The sequence below is a fragment of the Herbiconiux sp. L3-i23 genome, from assembly GCF_023734115.1.
In the GTDB taxonomy this organism is placed as follows: Bacteria; Actinomycetota; Actinomycetes; order Actinomycetales; family Microbacteriaceae; genus Naasia.
In genome coordinates this window covers 808399-825662 of the sequence record NZ_AP025737.1, presented here as the reverse complement: position 1 = coordinate 825662, position 17264 = coordinate 808399, and the positions used below count along the sequence as shown (strand labels likewise).

The following is a 17264-nucleotide window of genomic DNA, read 5'->3' as shown; positions in this document are numbered from 1 at the left end:
GCATTTGGTCAGTTACCCCGAGTGCGCGCTGACCAAATCAAGGAGTTCTCGGCTCCAACGGGCTCGGATCGGCATGAACGTGTGACTCGGGCCTGATCTTTCCTTGATTCGGTCAGTTCGGACGACGTCTGACCAAATGCAGGAGAAATTGCGCTGATCCGGCGGAATCGGCCCCAAGACGGCTCTGATCGGTCAGTTTTTCCTGCATTTGGTCAGTCACCCCGAGTGCGCGCTGACCAAGTCAAGGAGTTCTCGGCTCCAACGGGCTCGGATCGGCATGAACGTGTGACTCGGGCTTGATCTTCCCTTGATTTGGTCAGTTCCGGTGGTGAGAGGGCTCGGCGGTTCATAGGCAGGTCCAAGGTCGGGCGAGGGTTTGCTCAGCGATGCTCTGGCACCATTGGGACATGGACGACTGTCATAGACCCTCGCCGCGCCCCCTCACCGGATTCGAATGGAGGGCGCGGTGATCGATCAAGACACCTGGCTCAACATTGCCCTCGTCATCGTGTTCGTGCTCGTGGGCGGCGTCTTCGCCGCCACCGAGATCGCGCTCGTCTCGCTGCGCGAGTCCCAGCTCCGGCAGCTCGAGCGCCGCGGATCCCGCGGCGCGAAGGTCGCCTCGCTCGCCCGTGACCCCAACCGGTTCCTCGCCGCCGTGCAGATCGGCGTCACCGTCGCCGGATTTTTCTCCGCCGCATACGGCGCCTCGACGATCGCGCCCGACATCGCCCCGCTGTTCGAAGGCCTCGGCCTGTCGGAGGGCGTGGCATCGACGGTCGCGCTGATCGCGATGACCCTGCTCATCGCGTACCTGTCCCTGGTGCTCGGCGAGCTGGTCCCCAAGCGTCTGGCTCTGCAGCGCGCCGAGGGGCTGTCGATGATCGCGGCGCCCATCCTCGACGGGTTCGCGAAGATCATGCGCCCGGTCATCTGGTTCCTCTCGATCAGCACCAACGCGCTCGTCCGGCTGCTGGGCGGCGACCCGCACGCCCGCAGCGACGCGATGAGCGAGGAGGAGCTGCGCGATCTCGTCAGCGAGCACGAGACCCTCGACGACGAAGCGCGACGCATCGTCGCCGACGTCTTCAACGCCGAGACCCGCACGCTGCGCGAATCGATGCGACCGCGCCACGAGGTGTCGTTCCTGTCCGGCGACCTCACCATCGAGGCCGCCGCACGGTACGCCCTCGACGAAGGCCACACCCGCTACCCGGTCATCGGGGCGTCCTCGGACGACGTCATCGGCTTCGTCCACCTGCGGGACCTGCTCCGCCCCGCGGCGACGATCGACCGCCAGTCCCCCGTCACCGCGGTGATGCGCGAGGTCCTCGTGCTGCCCGACACCAAGCCGCTGCTTCGCACGATGACCGAGATGCGTCGCGACGGCGCCCAGCTCGCGGTCGTCATCGACGAGTACGGCGGCACCGCCGGCATCGTCACCCTCGAGGACCTCGTCGAGGACGTCATCGGTCAGATCCGCGACGAGTACGACGACGACGAGTCCCCGGTCCACGAACGTCTCGAGGGGCCCGCCGAGATCGACGGAGGACTCGTTCTCGAAGACTTCGCGGCGCTCTCGGGCGTCGAACTGCCCGACGGGGACTACGAGACGGTCGCCGGCTTCGTGCAGGCGAAGCTCGGACGCATCCCCGCCGAGGGCGACGCCGTCGAATCGGAATCGGGGACCCTCGCGGTGATCCGGATGGACGGCTACCGCGTCGACCGGATCCTGTTCACGCCGCCGACCGCTGACGAGACGACGAGCGAAGGCACCGCCGCCGACGGATCAGCGCAGAGCTGAGGTGGCGCGGGGGCGGCCCGTCAGATCGGGATGGGTCGCCGCCGCCCGCCAGCCGTCCGCGGTGAGCAGCGCGCGGATCTCCTCGCCCTGCAGTTCGCCGTGTTCGATGAACAGTGCGCCGCCCGGGCGCAGCAGCCGCAGCGCCGTGGTGGACACCGACCGGATGACGTCGAGACCGTCCTCTCCCCCGTACAGCGCCGCCTCCGGATCGTGCAGCCGCACCTCTGGATCGCGGGGCACCGCGTCGAGCGGAATGTACGGCGGATTCGAGACGACGACCGAGACGGTGCCGTCGAGCTCGGGCAGCGCGTCGGCGAGGTCGACGAAGACGATGCGGGCGTTCTCGGCCCCGGTCTCGCGCTGGTTCTGCCGCGCCCAGATGTAGGCCTCGGGCGAGTTCTCGACGGCGAAGACGCGGGAATGCGGCACCTCGACGGCGAGCGACAGCGCGATGGCGCCGCTCCCCGTACCGAGGTCGACGCCGATCGGTTCGGGCGACGGGTCGGCGGCCAGCGCCTCGATGGCGAGCCCCGCCACCCCTTCCGTTTCGGGTCGAGGAACGAAGACACCGGGTCCGACTGCGAGCTCCAATCGACGGAACGCTGCGCGCCCCGTGATGTGCTGCAACGGCACGCGGGCGGCCCGCCGCTCGATCAGCTCGGCGACCTCGACCGCATCGGACGCGGCGAGCACCGCACCGGTCATCGCGAGGGCCTGCACGCGTCCGCGTCCCACACCGAGCACGTGCGCGACGAGCAGTTCGGCGTCGACCTGAGGGGTCGGAACCCCCGCACGTGCCAGGATGTCCGCCGATCGGGCGAGCACCCGGTCGACCGAACCGGCGGCGCCGGGGTCGTCGGAGGGCGGGAGGGTCTCCCCGGTCACGAACCGGAGCCCACCGCCGCGAGCCGCGCCTCTTCGTCGGCCTGGATCGCGGACTGCACGATCGGCTCGAGCGCCCCGTCCATCACCTGGTCGAGGTTGTACGCCTTGTACCCGGTGCGGTGGTCGGCGATGCGGTTCTCGGGGAAGTTGTAGGTGCGGATGCGCTCGGAGCGGTCGACCGTGCGGATCTGGCTCTTGCGCGCCGCGGACGCCTCGGCGTCGAGCGCCTCCTGCTGGGCGGCGAGCAGCCGTGCCCGGAGCACGCGCATGGCGGCCTCACGGTTCTGCAGCTGGCTCTTCTCGTTCTGCATCGACACGACGATGCCGGTGGGCACGTGCGTGATGCGCACCGCCGAGTCGGTCGTGTTGACCGACTGGCCGCCGGGGCCCGACGAGCGGAACACGTCGATCTTCAGGTCGTTCTGGTTGATCTCGAGCTCTTCGGGCGCGTCGACCTCGGGGAAGACGAGGACACCGGCCGCCGAGGTGTGGATGCGGCCCTGCGACTCGGTCGCGGGGACCCGCTGGACACGGTGCACGCCGCCCTCGTACTTGAGGTTCGCCCACACGCCCTGCGCGGGGTCGGAGGAGTTGCTCTTGATGGCGACCTGCACGTCCTTGTAGCCGCCGAGATCGCTCTCGGTGCGTTCGAGCAGCTCGGTCTTCCAGCCTTTGCTCTCGGCGTAGTGCAGGTACATGCGCAGGAGGTCGGCAGCGAACAGCGCCGATTCCTCGCCGCCCTCGCCGGCTTTGATCTCCATGATCACGTCGCGACCGTCGTCGGGGTCGCGCGGGATCAGCAGGCGACGGAGCTTCTCCTCCGCTGCCGCGAGCTGCTCTTCGAGCCCGGGGATCTCTTCGGCGAACGCCGAGTCCTCGGCCGCCAGCTCCCGCGCGGCGGCGAGGTCGTCGCCGAGCTGCGTCCACGCGGCGTGCGCGGCGACGATCTGACTCAGCTCGGCGTACCGCCGGTTGACGCGCTTCGCCCGCGCGGCGTCGGCGTGCAACGCCGGGTCGGCGAGCTGCTGCTGCAGATCCTCGTGCTCGGCCAGGAGGCCGGCGACCGAGTCGAACACGGGCTCAGGACTGGGCGCTGGTCGACACCGCGGGCATCGACTTCTGCACCTGCATCAGGAACTCGACGTTCGAGGAGGTGTCCTTCAGCTTGCCGAGAACGATCTCGAGCGCCTGCTGCTGGTCGACACCCGCGAGGGCGCGGCGCAGCTTCCAGGTGACCTTGACCTCGTCGGCGCCGAGCAGCATCTCCTCGCGGCGGGTGCCGGAGGCGCTGACGTCGACGGCGGGGAAGATCCGCTTGTCGGCGAGGCCGCGCGAGAGGCGCAGCTCCATGTTGCCGGTGCCCTTGAACTCCTCGAAGATCACCTCGTCCATCTTCGACCCGGTCTCGACGAGAGCGGTGGCGAGGATGGTGAGCGAGCCGCCGTTCTCGACGTTGCGGGCCGCGCCGAAGAAGCGCTTCGGCGGGTAGAGCGCCGACGCGTCGACGCCGCCCGAGAGGATGCGACCCGATGCCGGAGCGGCCAGGTTGTAGGCGCGTCCGAGACGGGTAATCGAGTCGAGCAGCACGACGACGTCGTGGCCGAGCTCCACGAGACGCTTGGCGCGCTCGATGGCGAGCTCGGCGACCGTAGTGTGGTCTTCCGCGGGACGGTCGAAGGTCGAGGCGATGACCTCGCCCTTCACGGTGCGCTGCATGTCGGTGACCTCTTCGGGGCGCTCGTCGACGAGCACGACCATGAGGTGGACCTCAGGGTTGTTCTTCGCGATCGCACCGGCGATGGCCTGCAGGATGAGGGTCTTGCCGGCCTTCGGGGGCGAGACGATCAGGCCGCGCTGGCCCTTGCCGATCGGCGCGACGAGGTCGATGATGCGCGTCGACAGCATGCCGGGCTCGGTCTCGAGGCGCAGACGCTCCTGCGGGTAGAGCGGGGTCAGCTTGCCGAACTCGACGCGGTTCGCGGCCTCGTCGACGGTCTGGCCGTTGACGCTGTCGATCTTGACGATGGCGTTGTACTTCTGGCGCCCGCCCTCGCCCTCGCGGGGCTGGCGGATCGCGCCGACGACCGCGTCACCCTTGCGGAGGTTGTACTTCTTGACCTGGCCGAGCGAGACGTAGACGTCGCTGGCGCCGGGCAGGTAGCCGCTGGTGCGGACGAAGGCGTAGTTGTCGAGGACGTCGAGGATGCCCGCGACGGGGATGAGCACGTCGTCGTCGCTGATCTCGGGCTCGAACTCGTCGTTCTGGGCGCCGCGGCCGCGCTTGCGGTCGCGGTAGCGGCTGCGGCTGCTGCGCTCCTGCCCCTGGCCCTCCTGCTGACCGCCCTGCTCGCCCTTGCCGCCCTCGTTCTTCGCGGCGTCGTCCTGGCGGTCCTGCCGGTTCTGACGGTTCTGGTCGTTCTGACGGCCCTGCTCGTTCTGACGGCCCTGCTCGTTCTGACGGCCCTGCTCGTTCTGGCGGCCCTGGTCGTTCTGCTGGTTCTGGCCGCGGTTCTGCTCGCCCTGCTGGTTCTGGGCGTTCTGACCGCCGCGTCCACGACCACGGCCGCGACGACCCTGACGCTCGCCCTCGGCGGGCGCCTCGGTCTGCTCGCCCTCGGCGGCGGCCTCGGGGTGCGACCCGTCGTGCTGTCCGGCCTCGGGGGCCTCGACGGGCGGGACCTCGGCGGCGGTCTGCTCGATGTCCTCGGTGATGCCGGTCTGGCCATTGTTGGCGTGATCGGCGGCGCTCTTCGGCGCGGGGGTCTCTTCGGTCGCCTCGACCGACGCACTGGTCGCGCGACGCGAACGGCGGGCGCGGGTGGGCTTCTGCTCGGCGGGTGCCTCAGCGGCAGGAGCCTCAGCGGCGGCAGCGGCCGCTGCGGCCGGAGCGTCGGCGGACTCCTCCGCGACGGGCGCAGCCGCGTCGGCGGGAACCTCGACGGGCGCCCCCTCGGCGGCGGGAACCTCGACGGGCGCCTCATCCGCGGCCGGAGCCTCGGGGGCCTCCACGGCGGCGGGCTCCTCCGCAGCGGCGGGCGCGTCGTCGGCGGGCGCGGCGTCGGGAGTCGCCTCGGCGATGGTCTCGGCTTCGGCGGTCACCTCGGCGTCGCCGTCGACGGACGGGACTGCCTCGTCCTTCGCGTCGTCGGCGACGACCTGGTCCGCCGCGGTCTCGGCGGTCACGCGGTCTGCGGTGGTGTCGTCGGTGGTGCGGTCGTTGTCGGAAATAGCTGCCACGAGTTCTGCCTTTCGGAGTCTGGCCACGTTCGTGATGCCGAGCGACGCCGCAAGGGCTTGGAGCTCCGGAACGCGCAGCGAGTTCAGATCGAAGCTCGGGTCCGCGCGAGCGGCGCTGATGTCGACATCAGTCACGAAGAAGGTTCCTTGTCCCCCAAGAACAGGGGTGATTTATCTGGAAGGTGAGTCCGGATGCTCAGACGTCTACGCGTTCCGACCCGGTTCGCCGGGACGGGATCTCGCGTGTTCGGTGCCGCTACGAAGAGAGCGGCGACTGCACCGGATGCGGCACCACTGTAGCACCTTTGAAGTCCACGGCCAGCATGAGGGCTTGCCACGCCGTGTCCGAATGGCTCTCGACGAGGCCCGCTGCGGGGATGCGCTGGCTGGGATCGCTGCCGAGCACGAGGATCGACGGCCCCGCGCCGGAGACGACGGCGGCGTAGCCCTCCTCGCGCAGCAAGGTCACGAGGCGATGCGTCTCGGGCATCGCCGCCGCACGGTAGTTCTGGTGCAGGCGGTCCTCGGTGGCGGCGAGCAGCAGCTCGGGGCTCTGGATGAGCGCCGCGACGAGCAGCGCCGAGCGGGAGACGTTGAAGGTGGCGTCCTCGTGCGGGACCGAGGCCGGCTGGAGGCTTCGGGCGAGCGCCGTCGACATCGTGTGCTCGGGCACCAGCATGAGCGGCGAGACGCCGCGGTGCACGATGAGCTTCTTGTGCTGCGGCCCCGTCGGGGTGACCCATGCGATCGTGAGTCCGCCGAACAGGGCGGGGGCGACGTTGTCGGGGTGGCCCTCGAGTTCGGTGGCGCGGGCGAGGAGAGCGGACGAGTCCATCTCGACGACGCCGTCGAGCAGGCCCTTGGCCGCCATCACGCCGGAGACGATCGCCGCACCGGAGGATCCGAGCCCGCGACCGTGCGGGATGGAGTTGCGTGCGGTGAGCTCGAGTCGCGGCAGCTCGACGCCGTAGTGGGCGAATACGTGCGCGATGGATCGTGCGACGAGGTTGCTCTCGTCGGTCGGCACCTCCCCCTCGCCGACACCGGTGACCTCGACGCGGACACCGGATCCCGCGAGAGCCGTGACGGTGAGCTCGTCGTACAGCGAGAGCGCGAGGCCGAGAGTGTCGAATCCGGGACCGAGGTTGGCGCTGGTCGCAGGAACCCGCACCGTGACGCTGCGGCCCGCGAGGTCGGTGCTCATGCCGCGCCCGAGAGGCCGAGCACGCCGGCGATCTCTGCGGTGTCGACGGGCACGCTCGTCGGCGTGACGTCGGATCCGTCGGCGGCTCGCAAAGCCCACTGCGGGTCCTTCAGGCCGTGGCCGGTGACGGTCAGGACCACCCGTGCACCCTTGGGGATGACGCCCGCCTCGGCGCGCTCGAGCAGTCCGGCGACGGAGATGGCCGACGCCGGCTCGACGAAGATGCCGACCTCTGCCGAGAGGATGCGGTGCGCCTCGAGGATCTTCGCGTCATCGATCGCCCCGAAGTAGCCGTCGCTGTCGTCGCGCGCGGTGAGCGCGAGCTCCCACGAGGCGGGGTTGCCGATGCGGATCGCGCTCGCGATGGTCTCGGGGTTGCGCACCGGCTCGCCGACGACGATCGGCGCGCTGCCGGCGGCCTGGAAGCCGAACATGCGCGGCAGGGTCTGCGATGCGCCGCGCGCGAGCTCCTCGCGGTAGCCGCGGTGGTAGGCCGTGTAGTTGCCGGCGTTGCCGACGGGGATGAAGTGGAAGTCGGGGGCGTCGCCCAGAACCTCGACGACCTCGAAGGCGGCGGTCTTCTGCCCCTCGATGCGGTCGGGATTGACCGAGTTGACGAGGTGCACCGGGTAGTTGGCCGCGAGGTCGCGGGCGATGTCGAGGCAGTCGTCGAAGTTGCCCTGCACCTGCAGGAGCTGGGCGTTGTGGGCGATGGCCTGGCTGAGCTTGCCCATCGCGATCTTGCCCTCGGGCACGAGCACGGCGGCGGTGATGCCCGCGTGGGTGGCGTAGGCGGCGGCGGAGGCCGACGTGTTGCCGGTCGAGGCGCAGATGACGGCCTTCGCACCGTGCTCGACCGCCTTCGAGATGGCCATCGTCATGCCGCGGTCCTTGAAGGAGCCCGTCGGGTTCATGCCCTCGTACTTCACGTACACCTGGGCCCCGGTGCGCTCGGAGAGCGCGCGTGCCGGGATGAGCGGGGTCCCGCCTTCGCCGAGGGTGACGACGGGCGTCGCCTCGGTCACGTCGAGCCGGTCCGCGTACTCGCGGAGGACCCCCTGCCACTGATGAGCCACTTACTCCCCTTCGATTCGGAGCACGGATTGCACGGATTGGACGGGTTCGCTCGCCGCCAGGGTCGCGACGGTCGCCGAGAGGTCGGCCTCACTGGCCCGGTGCGTGCCGATGACCAGGGTAGCGGTGCCGTCGGACCCGTCTTCCGGAACCGACTGCTCGACCTGCTCGACGCTGACCCCGTGGCCGCTGAACACCCCGGCGATCTGGGCGAGCACACCCGGCCGGTCGAGCACCTGGAGGGTCACGCGGTATCGCGTCGTGATGCGGTCCATGCCGAGCACCGGCAGATTCGCGGAGGTCGACTCGGCGACGCCCGGGCCGCCGACGACGTGACGGCGGGCCGCGGAGACGACGTCGCCGAGCACGGCGGATGCGGTCTCGACTCCCCCGGCGCCGGCGCCGTAGAACATGAGACTGCCCGCCGCCTGCGCTTCGATGAAGACCGCGTTGTTGGCTCCGTGCACCGCGGCGAGCGGATGCTGACGCGAGACGAGGGCGGGGTGCACTCGCGCGCTGACGCCCTCGACGCCGGTGTCGGCGTCGACGATGCGCTCGCAGATGGCGAGCAGTTTGACGACGTATCCCGCTTTCCGAGCCGACTCGACGTCGGCGGCGGTGATCCCGGTGATGCCCTCGCGGTGCACGGCCGTGACGGGCACGGTGGTGTGGAAGGCGAGGCTCGCGAGGATGCCGGCCTTCTGCGCCGCGTCGAAGCCTTCGATGTCACCGGTCGGGTCGGCCTCGGCGTAGCCGAGCGCCGTCGCGGTGGCGAGGGCGTCGTCGAAGTCCTCGCCGGCGACGTCCATCCGGTCGAGGATGAAGTTCGTCGTGCCGTTGACGATGCCGAGGATGCGGTCGACCCGGTCCCCCGCGAGGCTGTCGCGCAGGGGGCGGATGATCGGGATCGCTCCCCCGACGGCGGCCTCGTAGTAGAGCTGCGCGCCGACCTGCTCGGCGAGGTCGAAGAGTTCGGGGCCGTGGGTGGCGAGCAGCGCCTTGTTGCCGGTGATCACGTCGGCGCCGGAGGCGAGCGCGAGCGCGATGTACTCGCGGGCCGGTTCGATGCCGCCGATCAGCTCGACGACGATGTCGGCGCCGACGATGAGCTCGCGCGCGTCGGTGGTGAACAGCTCCTGGGGCAGCGCGACGTCGCGCACCGCGGCGGTGTCGCGCACGGCGATGCCCGACAGGTGCAATCGGGCGCCGACGCGCGCCGCCAGCTCGTCGCCGTGCTCGAGCAGCAGCGACGCGACGCGGCTGCCGACCGAGCCGGCGCCGAGCAGGGCGACTCGCAGTGTGCGGTACTCGATCATCGGGCGCTCCCGTCGGCGGTGGGGTCGAAGTCGGCGTCGCGGCGCAGCAGGTCGGCCTCGGTCTCGCGACGGATCAGCAGGTGCGTCTCGCCGTCGCGCACGGCGACGACCGCGGGTCGGCCGAGGTAGTTGTAGTTGTTCGACAGCGACCAGCAGTACGCGCCGGTCGCGGCGACCGCGAGCAGGTCGCCGGGGGCGATGTCGGCGGGCAGGTACTCGGCGCCGACGACGATGTCGCCGCTCTCGCAGTGCTTGCCGACGACGCGGACGAGCTGCGGGGCGGCGGTCGAGACGCGGGACGCGATGCGCGCCGTGTAGTCGGCGCCGTAGAGGGCGGTGCGGAGGTTGTCGCTCATCCCGCCGTCGACGCTGACGTAGCGCCTCGTCGCGTCGAGGCCGTCGACATCGACGGTCACGTCCTTCACCATGCCGACCTCGTAGACGGTGATGCCGCCGGGCCCGACGATCGAGCGGCCCGGTTCGACGGCGATGGCGGGGATGCCGATACCGAGCTCGGCGCAGGTCTCGGCGATCGCGGCGGCCATCTGGCGGGCGATCGCGCCGATCGGGGTGGGGTCGTCGTTCTCGGTGTAGGCGATGCCGAAGCCGCCGCCGAGGTTGAGCTCGGGCACCGGGCCGCCATCGAGGAGCCGCTTGTGCACCGCGAGCAGGCGGCGGGCCGACTCGGAGAAGCCGCCGGTGTCGAAGATCTGCGAGCCGATGTGGCAGTGCAGGCCGAGGAAGTCGAGCGAGTCGCGCCCGCGGATCAGGGCGACGAGCTCCTCGACCTCGCCGAGCGGCACGCCGAACTTCTGGTCCTCGTGCGAGGTGGCGAGGAACTCGTGGGTGGAGGCGTGGACGCCGCTGTTGACGCGGAGACGCACCTTCTGCCGGACACCCGCCCGAGCCGCCTCATCGGCGACCCGGTCGATCTCGAGCCGGGAGTCGAGGACGATCGACCCGACCCCCATGCGGACGCCGCTCGCGATCTCGCCGAGCGACTTGTTGTTGCCGTGGAAGCCGATGCGGGCGGGGTCGACGTCGGCGGCGAGGGCGACCATGAACTCGCCGAGGCTGGCGACGTCGATGCCGAGGCCGAGCTCCGCCATCCACCGGGCGACACCGACCGAGAGGAACGCCTTGCCGGCGTAGTAGACCTTCGCGCTCGTCCCGACCGCGGCGAAGGCGCTCTCGAACGCCTCGCGGGTCGCCGTCGCCCGTTCGCGGACGTCCGCCTCGTCGATCACGTACAGCGGCGTGCCGTATTCGTCGGCGAGCGTGCGCGCGCTGACCTCGCCGACGACGAGGCCGCCGTCGGCGTCTCGCGCGGCGCTGGACGGCCACACCGAGGGCGCGAGGAGGTTGGGGTCGTCGGGAAGACGGAGCCAGGTAGGCGCGAGCGGACTGGCTGAGGGCGACACGGGCACGAGAACCTACGAGTGAGGAAGAGCGTGGCGAGCGGACCCGGATTGGCCCCTGAAGCCTGGACGAAGTCCCGAAACTCTACCGGACCCCCGCGAGCGCGGTGTGTTGCTCCCAATGCGGGTGTTTATACAGGCGCGCTCGGAGCAACACACCGCGCTCGCGGGGGTATTGGAGGGCATTCAGCCGTGCTGCTGGGTGCGGCCGCCGTCGATGACCAGGACCTGGCCCGTGACGAAGGAGGCGTCGGCGCTCGCGAGGAAGTGGTAGCCCGCGGCGATGTCCTCGGGGCGACCGATGCGGCGCACCGCCTGACGGGCCGAGACCTCGACGATGCCGGTGGCACCGAGCGAGTTGACCGGGTCGAGGGTCTGCGGGGTCTCGATGATGCCTGGCGCGATGGCGTTGACGGTGATGCCGTCGGGCCCCAGCTCCGTTGCGAGGGTGCGCACCATGCCCGCGATGCCGGCCTTCGCCGCCGAGTAGTGCGCGTGGTTCACCCACGACTCGAGCACCCCGACGGTCGAGGTGGTGGCGAGCAGTCGCCCGTGACCTGCCAGGCGCATCGGGCCGACCGCGGCGCGGAACGTGCGCCACACCCCGGTGAGGTCGACGTCGATGGTCTCGGACCAGTCGGCCTCGGACATCTCGGACAGCGGGTGCACACGGGCGATGGCCGCGTTCGCGATGACCGCGTCGAGCCGGCCGTGCCGTTCGAGGGCGGTGGCGATCAGCGCGTCGACCGACGCGGCATCGCGGACATCGACCTCGAGCACGTCGACGGTGCGCCCTGCGGCGCGGACATCGGCGACCACCGCGTCCATGTCATGGCCGTCGGCGGCGTGGTCGGCGAGCACGAGATCGCTGCCCGCCGCGGCGAACCGGCGGGCGGCGGCGGCGCCGATGCCGGAGGCGGCTCCCGTGATGACCGTGACGGTTCCGTCGAGAGTGAACATGCTTCCTCTTCCTTCAGTGCGGGCGCCGCGAGCGGCGGTCAGTACGCGGTCCAGCCGCCGTCGACGGCGAGCACCGCGCCGGAGACGAACCGGCAGTCGTCGGAGACGAGGAACGCCGCCGCGCCGGCGATGTCTTCGGGCACGCCGAGGCGCGAGAACGGGGTGCGCGACAGCGAGAACTCGGTGGCCGCATCGATCGTGCCCTCGTCGAGGTACTCGCGCTCACCGGGGTGATCGCCCGTGATGATGCGTCCGGGCGCGATCGCGTTGACGACGATGCCCTCGCGCCCGTAGTCGACGGCCACCTGCCGGGTCAGCTGGATGACGCCCGCTTTGGCGACCGCGTAGCCGAGCGCCGCCGGCGGACCGGTGATGCCGAGCTGCGACGCCATGTTGACGATGCGACCGCGGACGCCGTCGCGCTGTTCCTGATCGACCATGCGCCGGATCGCGGCGCGCGTCATCAGGAAGGTGGAACGCAGATTGACGTCGAGGTAGTGATCCCACTCCTCGTCCGTGGTGTCGAGGATGCGCGAGCCCCCGAAGCGGCCCGCGTTGTTCACGACGGCGTCGAGGCGCCCGGTGACACCCGCGGCCTCCTCGATCAGCGACTCGATGGCGGAGGCGGAGGTGACGTCGACGGTCACGGCGCGGGCCACGCCGCCGGCGGCGACGATCGCCTCGACAGTGCTGTCGCTGCTGCGCAGGTCGGCGGCGACGACGGTCGCTCCGTCGGCGGCGAGCCGCAGCGCGATCGCGCGCCCGAGCCCCGCCGCCGCCCCCGTGACGACGATGGTGCGCCCGGTGAGCCCGCCCGTCACGCCCGACTCGCGGTGAGCGAGGCGACGAGCGTTTCGGGGAAGGTTCCGTCGGTCTCGAGCACGACCGTGCAGTTGCCACCGGTGATGCCGGTGAAGCCGCGCCACTTGGCCCGGGTGTCGCAGATGGTCGCGCCGCGGCCGGGGCCGTCGGTGCAGTCCACGACGACGTCGATGAGGGGGGCGACGAGCGGAACCACGTCGCCGGTGAGCACGCCCGCGGCGAGCGCGTCGTGGCAGGGCGAGCTGAGACGCCCGTACGACTCCATGCCGAAGTGCTCGAAGTAGAAGCCGGTCGCGGCGCCGACGAAGTTCGCGGCGGGCTCGGACGAGGCGAGCAGCGCCTCGCGGTGCGCCTCGGTGAGGATCTCGCGCATGGTCACGTCGAGGGGCACGAGCGTCGTCGGCCACGACGCGGAGATGACCTCCTGCGCCGCCTCGGGGTCGTGGATGATGTTCGCCTCCGCGGCGGGCGACTGGTTGCCCGGGGCATCCGCGGCGCCCCCCATGATGACGACGTCGGCGACCCGCTCGGTCAGGTCGGGGTGGGCGCGCAGGGCGGCGGCGAGGTTGGTGAGCGGCCCGACGGCGAGGATGCGCAGACGTCCGGCGTACCGGGTCGCGAGCTCGTCGATGAGCTCGACCGCGGAGCGCGGGTCGGGCGCGGTGGCGACATCGACCGGGAGACCGGCGTCGCCGAGCCCGTCGGTGCCGTGCACGTGGGTCGCGAGATAGGTGAGTTCGCTCGCGATCGGGTCCTCGGCGCCGACGGCGACGGGGATGTCGGCGCGTCCGACCAGCTCCAGCACGCGCAGGGTGTTGGTCGCGCACTGGGCGGCGGTGTTGTTGCCGAACACGCTCGTGATGCCGACCACCTCGACGCCCTCGTGGCGCAGCAGGTAGAGCAGCGCCATCGCGTCGTCGATTCCGGTGTCGCAGTCGACCAGGACGGGGGTGGGCTCGTTCGTCACTTCTTCTCGCTTTTGTAAAGGGGTCAGCCGCGCGGGATGATCGCGGGCACGTAGTTGGTCTCGGACACGTCGAACCGCTCCCGACGGCGCCGCCCGATGGCCTGCACCGCGAGCGCGACGACGGTCGCGACGTAGGGAAGCATGTGTAGCAGCTGCGGTGACACGGCGCCTGTGCCCTGGATCTGGATGCCGAGCGCGGTGGCGGCGGCGAAGAGCAGCGAGGCGAGCACGGTGCCGAGCGGCGTCGCACGTCCGAAGATGACCGCGGCGAAGGCGATGAAGCCGAGCCCGCCGGTGAGGTTCGAGTTGAACGACGCGACCGAGCTGATCGACAGGTATGCGCCGCCGACTCCGGCGAGCGCACCGCTGATCAGCAGGGTCGCCGTGCGGATCGCGACGGGCTTGATGCCCACGGCGAGCGCCGCCTCGTCGGACTCGCCGACGGCCTTGACGTGCACGCCGAAGCGGGTGCGGTTCATGACGACGGCCCCGACGGCGAAGAGCAGGACGGTGATGTACAGCAGCGCGCTCTGCCGGTCGAGCATGTCGCCGAGGATGGGGATCTCGGCGAGCGGCCCGAGCGGGATGCGCGGGATGAGCTGCACTCCGGTCGGCGCATAGGTGCCGGTGGAGCCGAGCACGTTCTGCACGACGAGCAGGGTGACGCCGGTGGCGAGCAGGTTGGCGGCGATGCCGGCGATCAGCAGGTCGCTGCGGAGGACGAACGCGGCGAAGGCGAGGATCGACGAGTAGACCGCGCCCGCGACGACGCCCGCGAGGAGGCCGAGCCACGGGCTGCCCGTCGCGGCCCCGATCGCGATGGCGGCGAGTGCGGCGACGAGCATGCATCCGTCGAGGGCGATGTTCGACGCGCGTGCCCGCTCGGCGAACATGCCGCCGATCGCGGGGGCGAGGATCGGGATGAGGCTCGTCAGGGTCAAGGCGAGGAAGTCGCCGAAGACGGTCATGAGCTGCTCCGTCCGAGTCGCTGAGAGGTGATGAGCAGGATGAGCACTCCTTGGAGTACGAAGACGAGCGAGAAGGGCACGTTCGAAGTGGCCTGCATGGCGGTCGCCCCGGTCATCAGCGAGGCGTAGAGCACGGCGGCGATGAGGATGCCCAGCGGCCGGAGTCGTCCGATCAGGGCGACGGTGATGCCGAGGAAGCCATACTGCGGAGAGAAGCCCGAGATGTAGGCGTGCGTGATGCCGAGCACGGCGACACCGCCGGCGAGGCCGGCGAGTCCTCCGCTGACGGCGAGCGAGAGGAAGAGGTAGCGCCCCGACCGCACGCCGAGGTACTCGGCGAATGCCGGCTGCAGCCCGGCTGCCTCCATGCGCATGCCCGATCGGGTGCGATCGAAGTAGATCCACATCGCCACCGCGATGACGACGACGAGGATGACGCCGACGTTCGCGGGCGACGGCGGCGGCAGGATGCGCGCGAGCCAGAGACCGTCGTCGAGCGGCGGAGTCTCGACCGCGCCCGAGTCGGGGTCGCGGAAGTAGCTGTTGACGAGGAAGAGCGCCAGGTCGGCGGCGATGTAGTTGAACATCAGGGTCGTCAGGATCTCGTTGGTGCGGAACTTCACCCGCAGCACGGCCGGCACCGCGATCCACAAGGCCCCGGTCACCGTCGCGGCGATCAGGGCGAGGGCCTGCCCTGCGAAACCGTCGACCCCCGCGTTGCCCGCGACGACCGCGGCCGCGAGCCCGCCGAGGACCAGCTGGCCTTCCGCGCCGATGTTGAATGCGCCGGCCCGGAAACCGACCGCGGCGGCGAGCGCGGTGAGCACCAGCACCGTGGCGATCGCGATCATGCTGCCGATCGAGTACGGGTTGCGGAAGGTGCCGAAGACGAACGAGCCGAAGGCCTCGATCGGGTTCGAGGCGACCGCGAGCATGATCACGAAGCAGACGGCGATGCCGAGGACGACGGCGATGACCGACTGGCTGAGGCCGAGCGGAACGACCCTGCGGGCGGCGGTGAACCAGTTGGTCCGGGGAGCGACGCCTTCGGCGGTGACCGGGGCGTCGTCGTGGGTCTCGGTGGGAGGTGGGGGCGTTGTCACGATTTGCCTTCCAACATGGCGCGGCCGACTTCGGCCTCGGTCGGGCGTCGTCCCGAGTACTCGGCGACGATGCGTCCCGCCGACATCACGAGCACGCGGTCGGCGATCTGGGTGACTTCCTCGATCTCGCTCGAGACGAGCAGGATGGCGCCGCCCGCGTCGCGGCGTTTGACGAGTTCGGCGCGCACGAAGGCGGTGGCGGCGATGTCGAGTCCGCGGGTCGGTTCGGCGCAGACGACGACGTCCGCGTCCTTCGACAGCTCGCGGGCGAGCACCATCTTCTGGGCGTTGCCGCCCGAAAGTCGCTTCGCGAGCTGACGGGAGGACGAGGCGCGCACGTCGAAACGGGCCATGAGGTCGGAGGCGAACGCGCCGATGCGCTTGCGGGAGAGGAACGGGCCGCCGAGCGTGCTGCCGTCGAGGCGGCCGACGGCGATGTTGTCGCCGACCGACCAGTAGCCGGCCATGCCGCGGCCGATGCGGTCTTCGGGGATGTGCACGAGTCCGGCGCTGCGGACCGCACCGGGGGTCCGGCCCGAGACGTCGGTCCCGCCGACGACGACGCGGCCGCTCACGAGTGCTCGGAGCCCCGTGATGCCTTCGACGAGTTCGGTCTGACCGTTGCCGGCGATGCCGAGCACGCCGACGATCTCGCCCGCGCGCACCGTGAGGCTGACGCCGTCGACGACGTCGAGGCCTCGCGCGCTCTTCAGCCGTAGCTCCTCGACTTCGAGACGCACCTCGCCGGGGGTGCCCATCTCGACGTCGCTCGGAGCGAAGCCCGCGTCGCCGGTGATGAGTGCCGCGAGGTCGGCGTTGGTGACGGCGCCGATCTCCTCGGTGGCCACGCGCACGCCGCGGCGCAGCACGGTGACGCGGTCGGCGATGCGGCGCACCTCGCTGAGGTGGTGGCTGATCAGCACGACCGCGAGGCCGCTCTTCGCGAAGCCGCGGACCACTTCGAAGAAGCGCTCGGTCTCGGCCGGGGTGAGCACGGCGGTCGGCTCGTCGAGCACGAGGATGCGCACATCCTTCGCAAGGGCCCGCAGGATCTCGACGCGCTGCTGCGCCCCGACCGACAGGGAGCGGACCTTGTCGCGGGGCTTGACCTCGAGGCCGTATTCCGCGCTCAGCCGCTCGACGGTGCGGATCTGCTCCTTCTCGAGCACGAACGGCCCGGCGTGCGCCTCGGTGCCGAGGAACACGTTCTCGGCGACGGTCAGCGACGGCACCAGCTTGAAGTGCTGGTGCACCATTCCCACCCCGAGCGCGAGAGCGCGCCGCGGATTGGTGATCTCGACGGCCTCGCCGTCGATCTCGATGCTGCCCTCATCGGGCCGGACGAGCCCGAACAGACAGTTCATGAGGGTGGACTTGCCCGCCCCGTTCTCTCCGAGGAGGGCGTGAACCTCTCCGGCGCGGATCTCGAGGTCGACATGGTCGACCGCGGTCATCGCACCGAAGCGCTTCACGATGTCGCGCATCCTGAGCAGCGGTTGCACGGGT

At 70.7% G+C, this 17264-nt stretch carries 14 protein-coding genes; 1 reads left to right on the top strand and 13 read right to left on the bottom strand.

The annotated features are described in order from the left end of the window. Positions 1-469 precede the first annotated feature (469 nt). Positions 470-1804 carry a hemolysin family protein gene (locus NGH83_RS03910; RefSeq protein WP_251858443.1) on the top strand — a complete coding sequence of 445 codons (1335 nt, stop codon included), beginning with the start codon at positions 470-472 and terminating at the stop codon, positions 1802-1804. Here NGH83_RS03910 and prmC read toward each other — a convergent pair. The 13 genes from prmC to NGH83_RS03845 all read right to left on the bottom strand — a co-directional run bounded on the left by prmC (position 1790) and on the right by NGH83_RS03845 (position 17260). Continuing rightward, a complete protein-coding gene (gene prmC, locus NGH83_RS03905) occupies positions 1790-2689 on the bottom strand; it encodes a peptide chain release factor N(5)-glutamine methyltransferase (protein WP_371872745.1) in 900 nt (299 codons plus the stop codon). The two genes, NGH83_RS03910 and prmC, sit on opposite strands and share 15 nt — an antisense overlap. After that, entirely contained in the window at positions 2686-3765 is a 1080-nt protein-coding gene (prfA, locus tag NGH83_RS03900) for a peptide chain release factor 1 (RefSeq protein WP_251857760.1), read from the bottom strand. The genes prmC and prfA overlap by 4 nt, the downstream gene beginning before the upstream one ends. Positions 3766-3769: 4 nt before the next feature. Next, positions 3770-6061, bottom strand: coding sequence for a transcription termination factor Rho (rho, locus tag NGH83_RS03895; protein WP_251857759.1), 2292 nt, complete (start codon positions 6059-6061; stop codon positions 3770-3772). A 121-nt stretch (positions 6062-6182) separates the two neighbouring features. Then, entirely contained in the window at positions 6183-7130 is a 948-nt protein-coding gene (gene thrB, locus NGH83_RS03890) for a homoserine kinase (protein ID WP_251857758.1), read from the bottom strand. Further along, complete coding sequence (gene thrC, locus NGH83_RS03885) at positions 7127-8206, bottom strand: threonine synthase (RefSeq protein ID WP_251857757.1); 1080 nt, start codon at positions 8204-8206, stop codon at positions 7127-7129. The genes thrB and thrC overlap by 4 nt, the downstream gene beginning before the upstream one ends. Further along, complete coding sequence (locus NGH83_RS03880) at positions 8207-9520, bottom strand: homoserine dehydrogenase (protein WP_251857756.1); 1314 nt, start codon at positions 9518-9520, stop codon at positions 8207-8209. It abuts the gene before it with no gap. After that, positions 9517-10947 (bottom strand): diaminopimelate decarboxylase, encoded by a 1431-nt coding sequence (lysA, locus tag NGH83_RS03875; RefSeq protein WP_251857755.1) that lies wholly within the window; start codon positions 10945-10947, stop codon positions 9517-9519. Before lysA ends, NGH83_RS03880 begins: the two co-directional genes overlap by 4 nt. Before the next feature lie 177 nt (positions 10948-11124). Further along, entirely contained in the window at positions 11125-11898 is a 774-nt protein-coding gene (locus NGH83_RS03870) for an SDR family NAD(P)-dependent oxidoreductase (RefSeq protein ID WP_251857754.1), read from the bottom strand. A 38-nt stretch (positions 11899-11936) separates the two neighbouring features. Continuing rightward, positions 11937-12719, bottom strand: coding sequence for an SDR family NAD(P)-dependent oxidoreductase (locus NGH83_RS03865; RefSeq protein ID WP_251857753.1), 783 nt, complete (start codon positions 12717-12719; stop codon positions 11937-11939). Next, the gene (locus NGH83_RS03860; RefSeq protein ID WP_251857752.1) at positions 12716-13687 is read right to left on the bottom strand and encodes a nucleoside hydrolase; all 972 of its coding nucleotides are present in this window, start codon (positions 13685-13687) and stop codon (positions 12716-12718) included. The genes NGH83_RS03865 and NGH83_RS03860 overlap by 4 nt, the downstream gene beginning before the upstream one ends. A gap of 23 nt (positions 13688-13710) precedes the next feature. Then, positions 13711-14655, bottom strand: a complete 945-nt coding sequence (locus NGH83_RS03855; RefSeq protein WP_251857751.1) for an ABC transporter permease — start codon at positions 14653-14655, stop codon at positions 13711-13713. Continuing rightward, positions 14652-15758, bottom strand: a complete 1107-nt coding sequence (locus NGH83_RS03850) for an ABC transporter permease (RefSeq protein WP_251857750.1) — start codon at positions 15756-15758, stop codon at positions 14652-14654. Before NGH83_RS03850 ends, NGH83_RS03855 begins: the two co-directional genes overlap by 4 nt. Further along, positions 15755-17260, bottom strand: a complete 1506-nt coding sequence (locus tag NGH83_RS03845; protein ID WP_251857749.1) for an ABC transporter ATP-binding protein — start codon at positions 17258-17260, stop codon at positions 15755-15757. The genes NGH83_RS03850 and NGH83_RS03845 overlap by 4 nt, the downstream gene beginning before the upstream one ends. Positions 17261-17264: the final 4 nt, after the last annotated feature.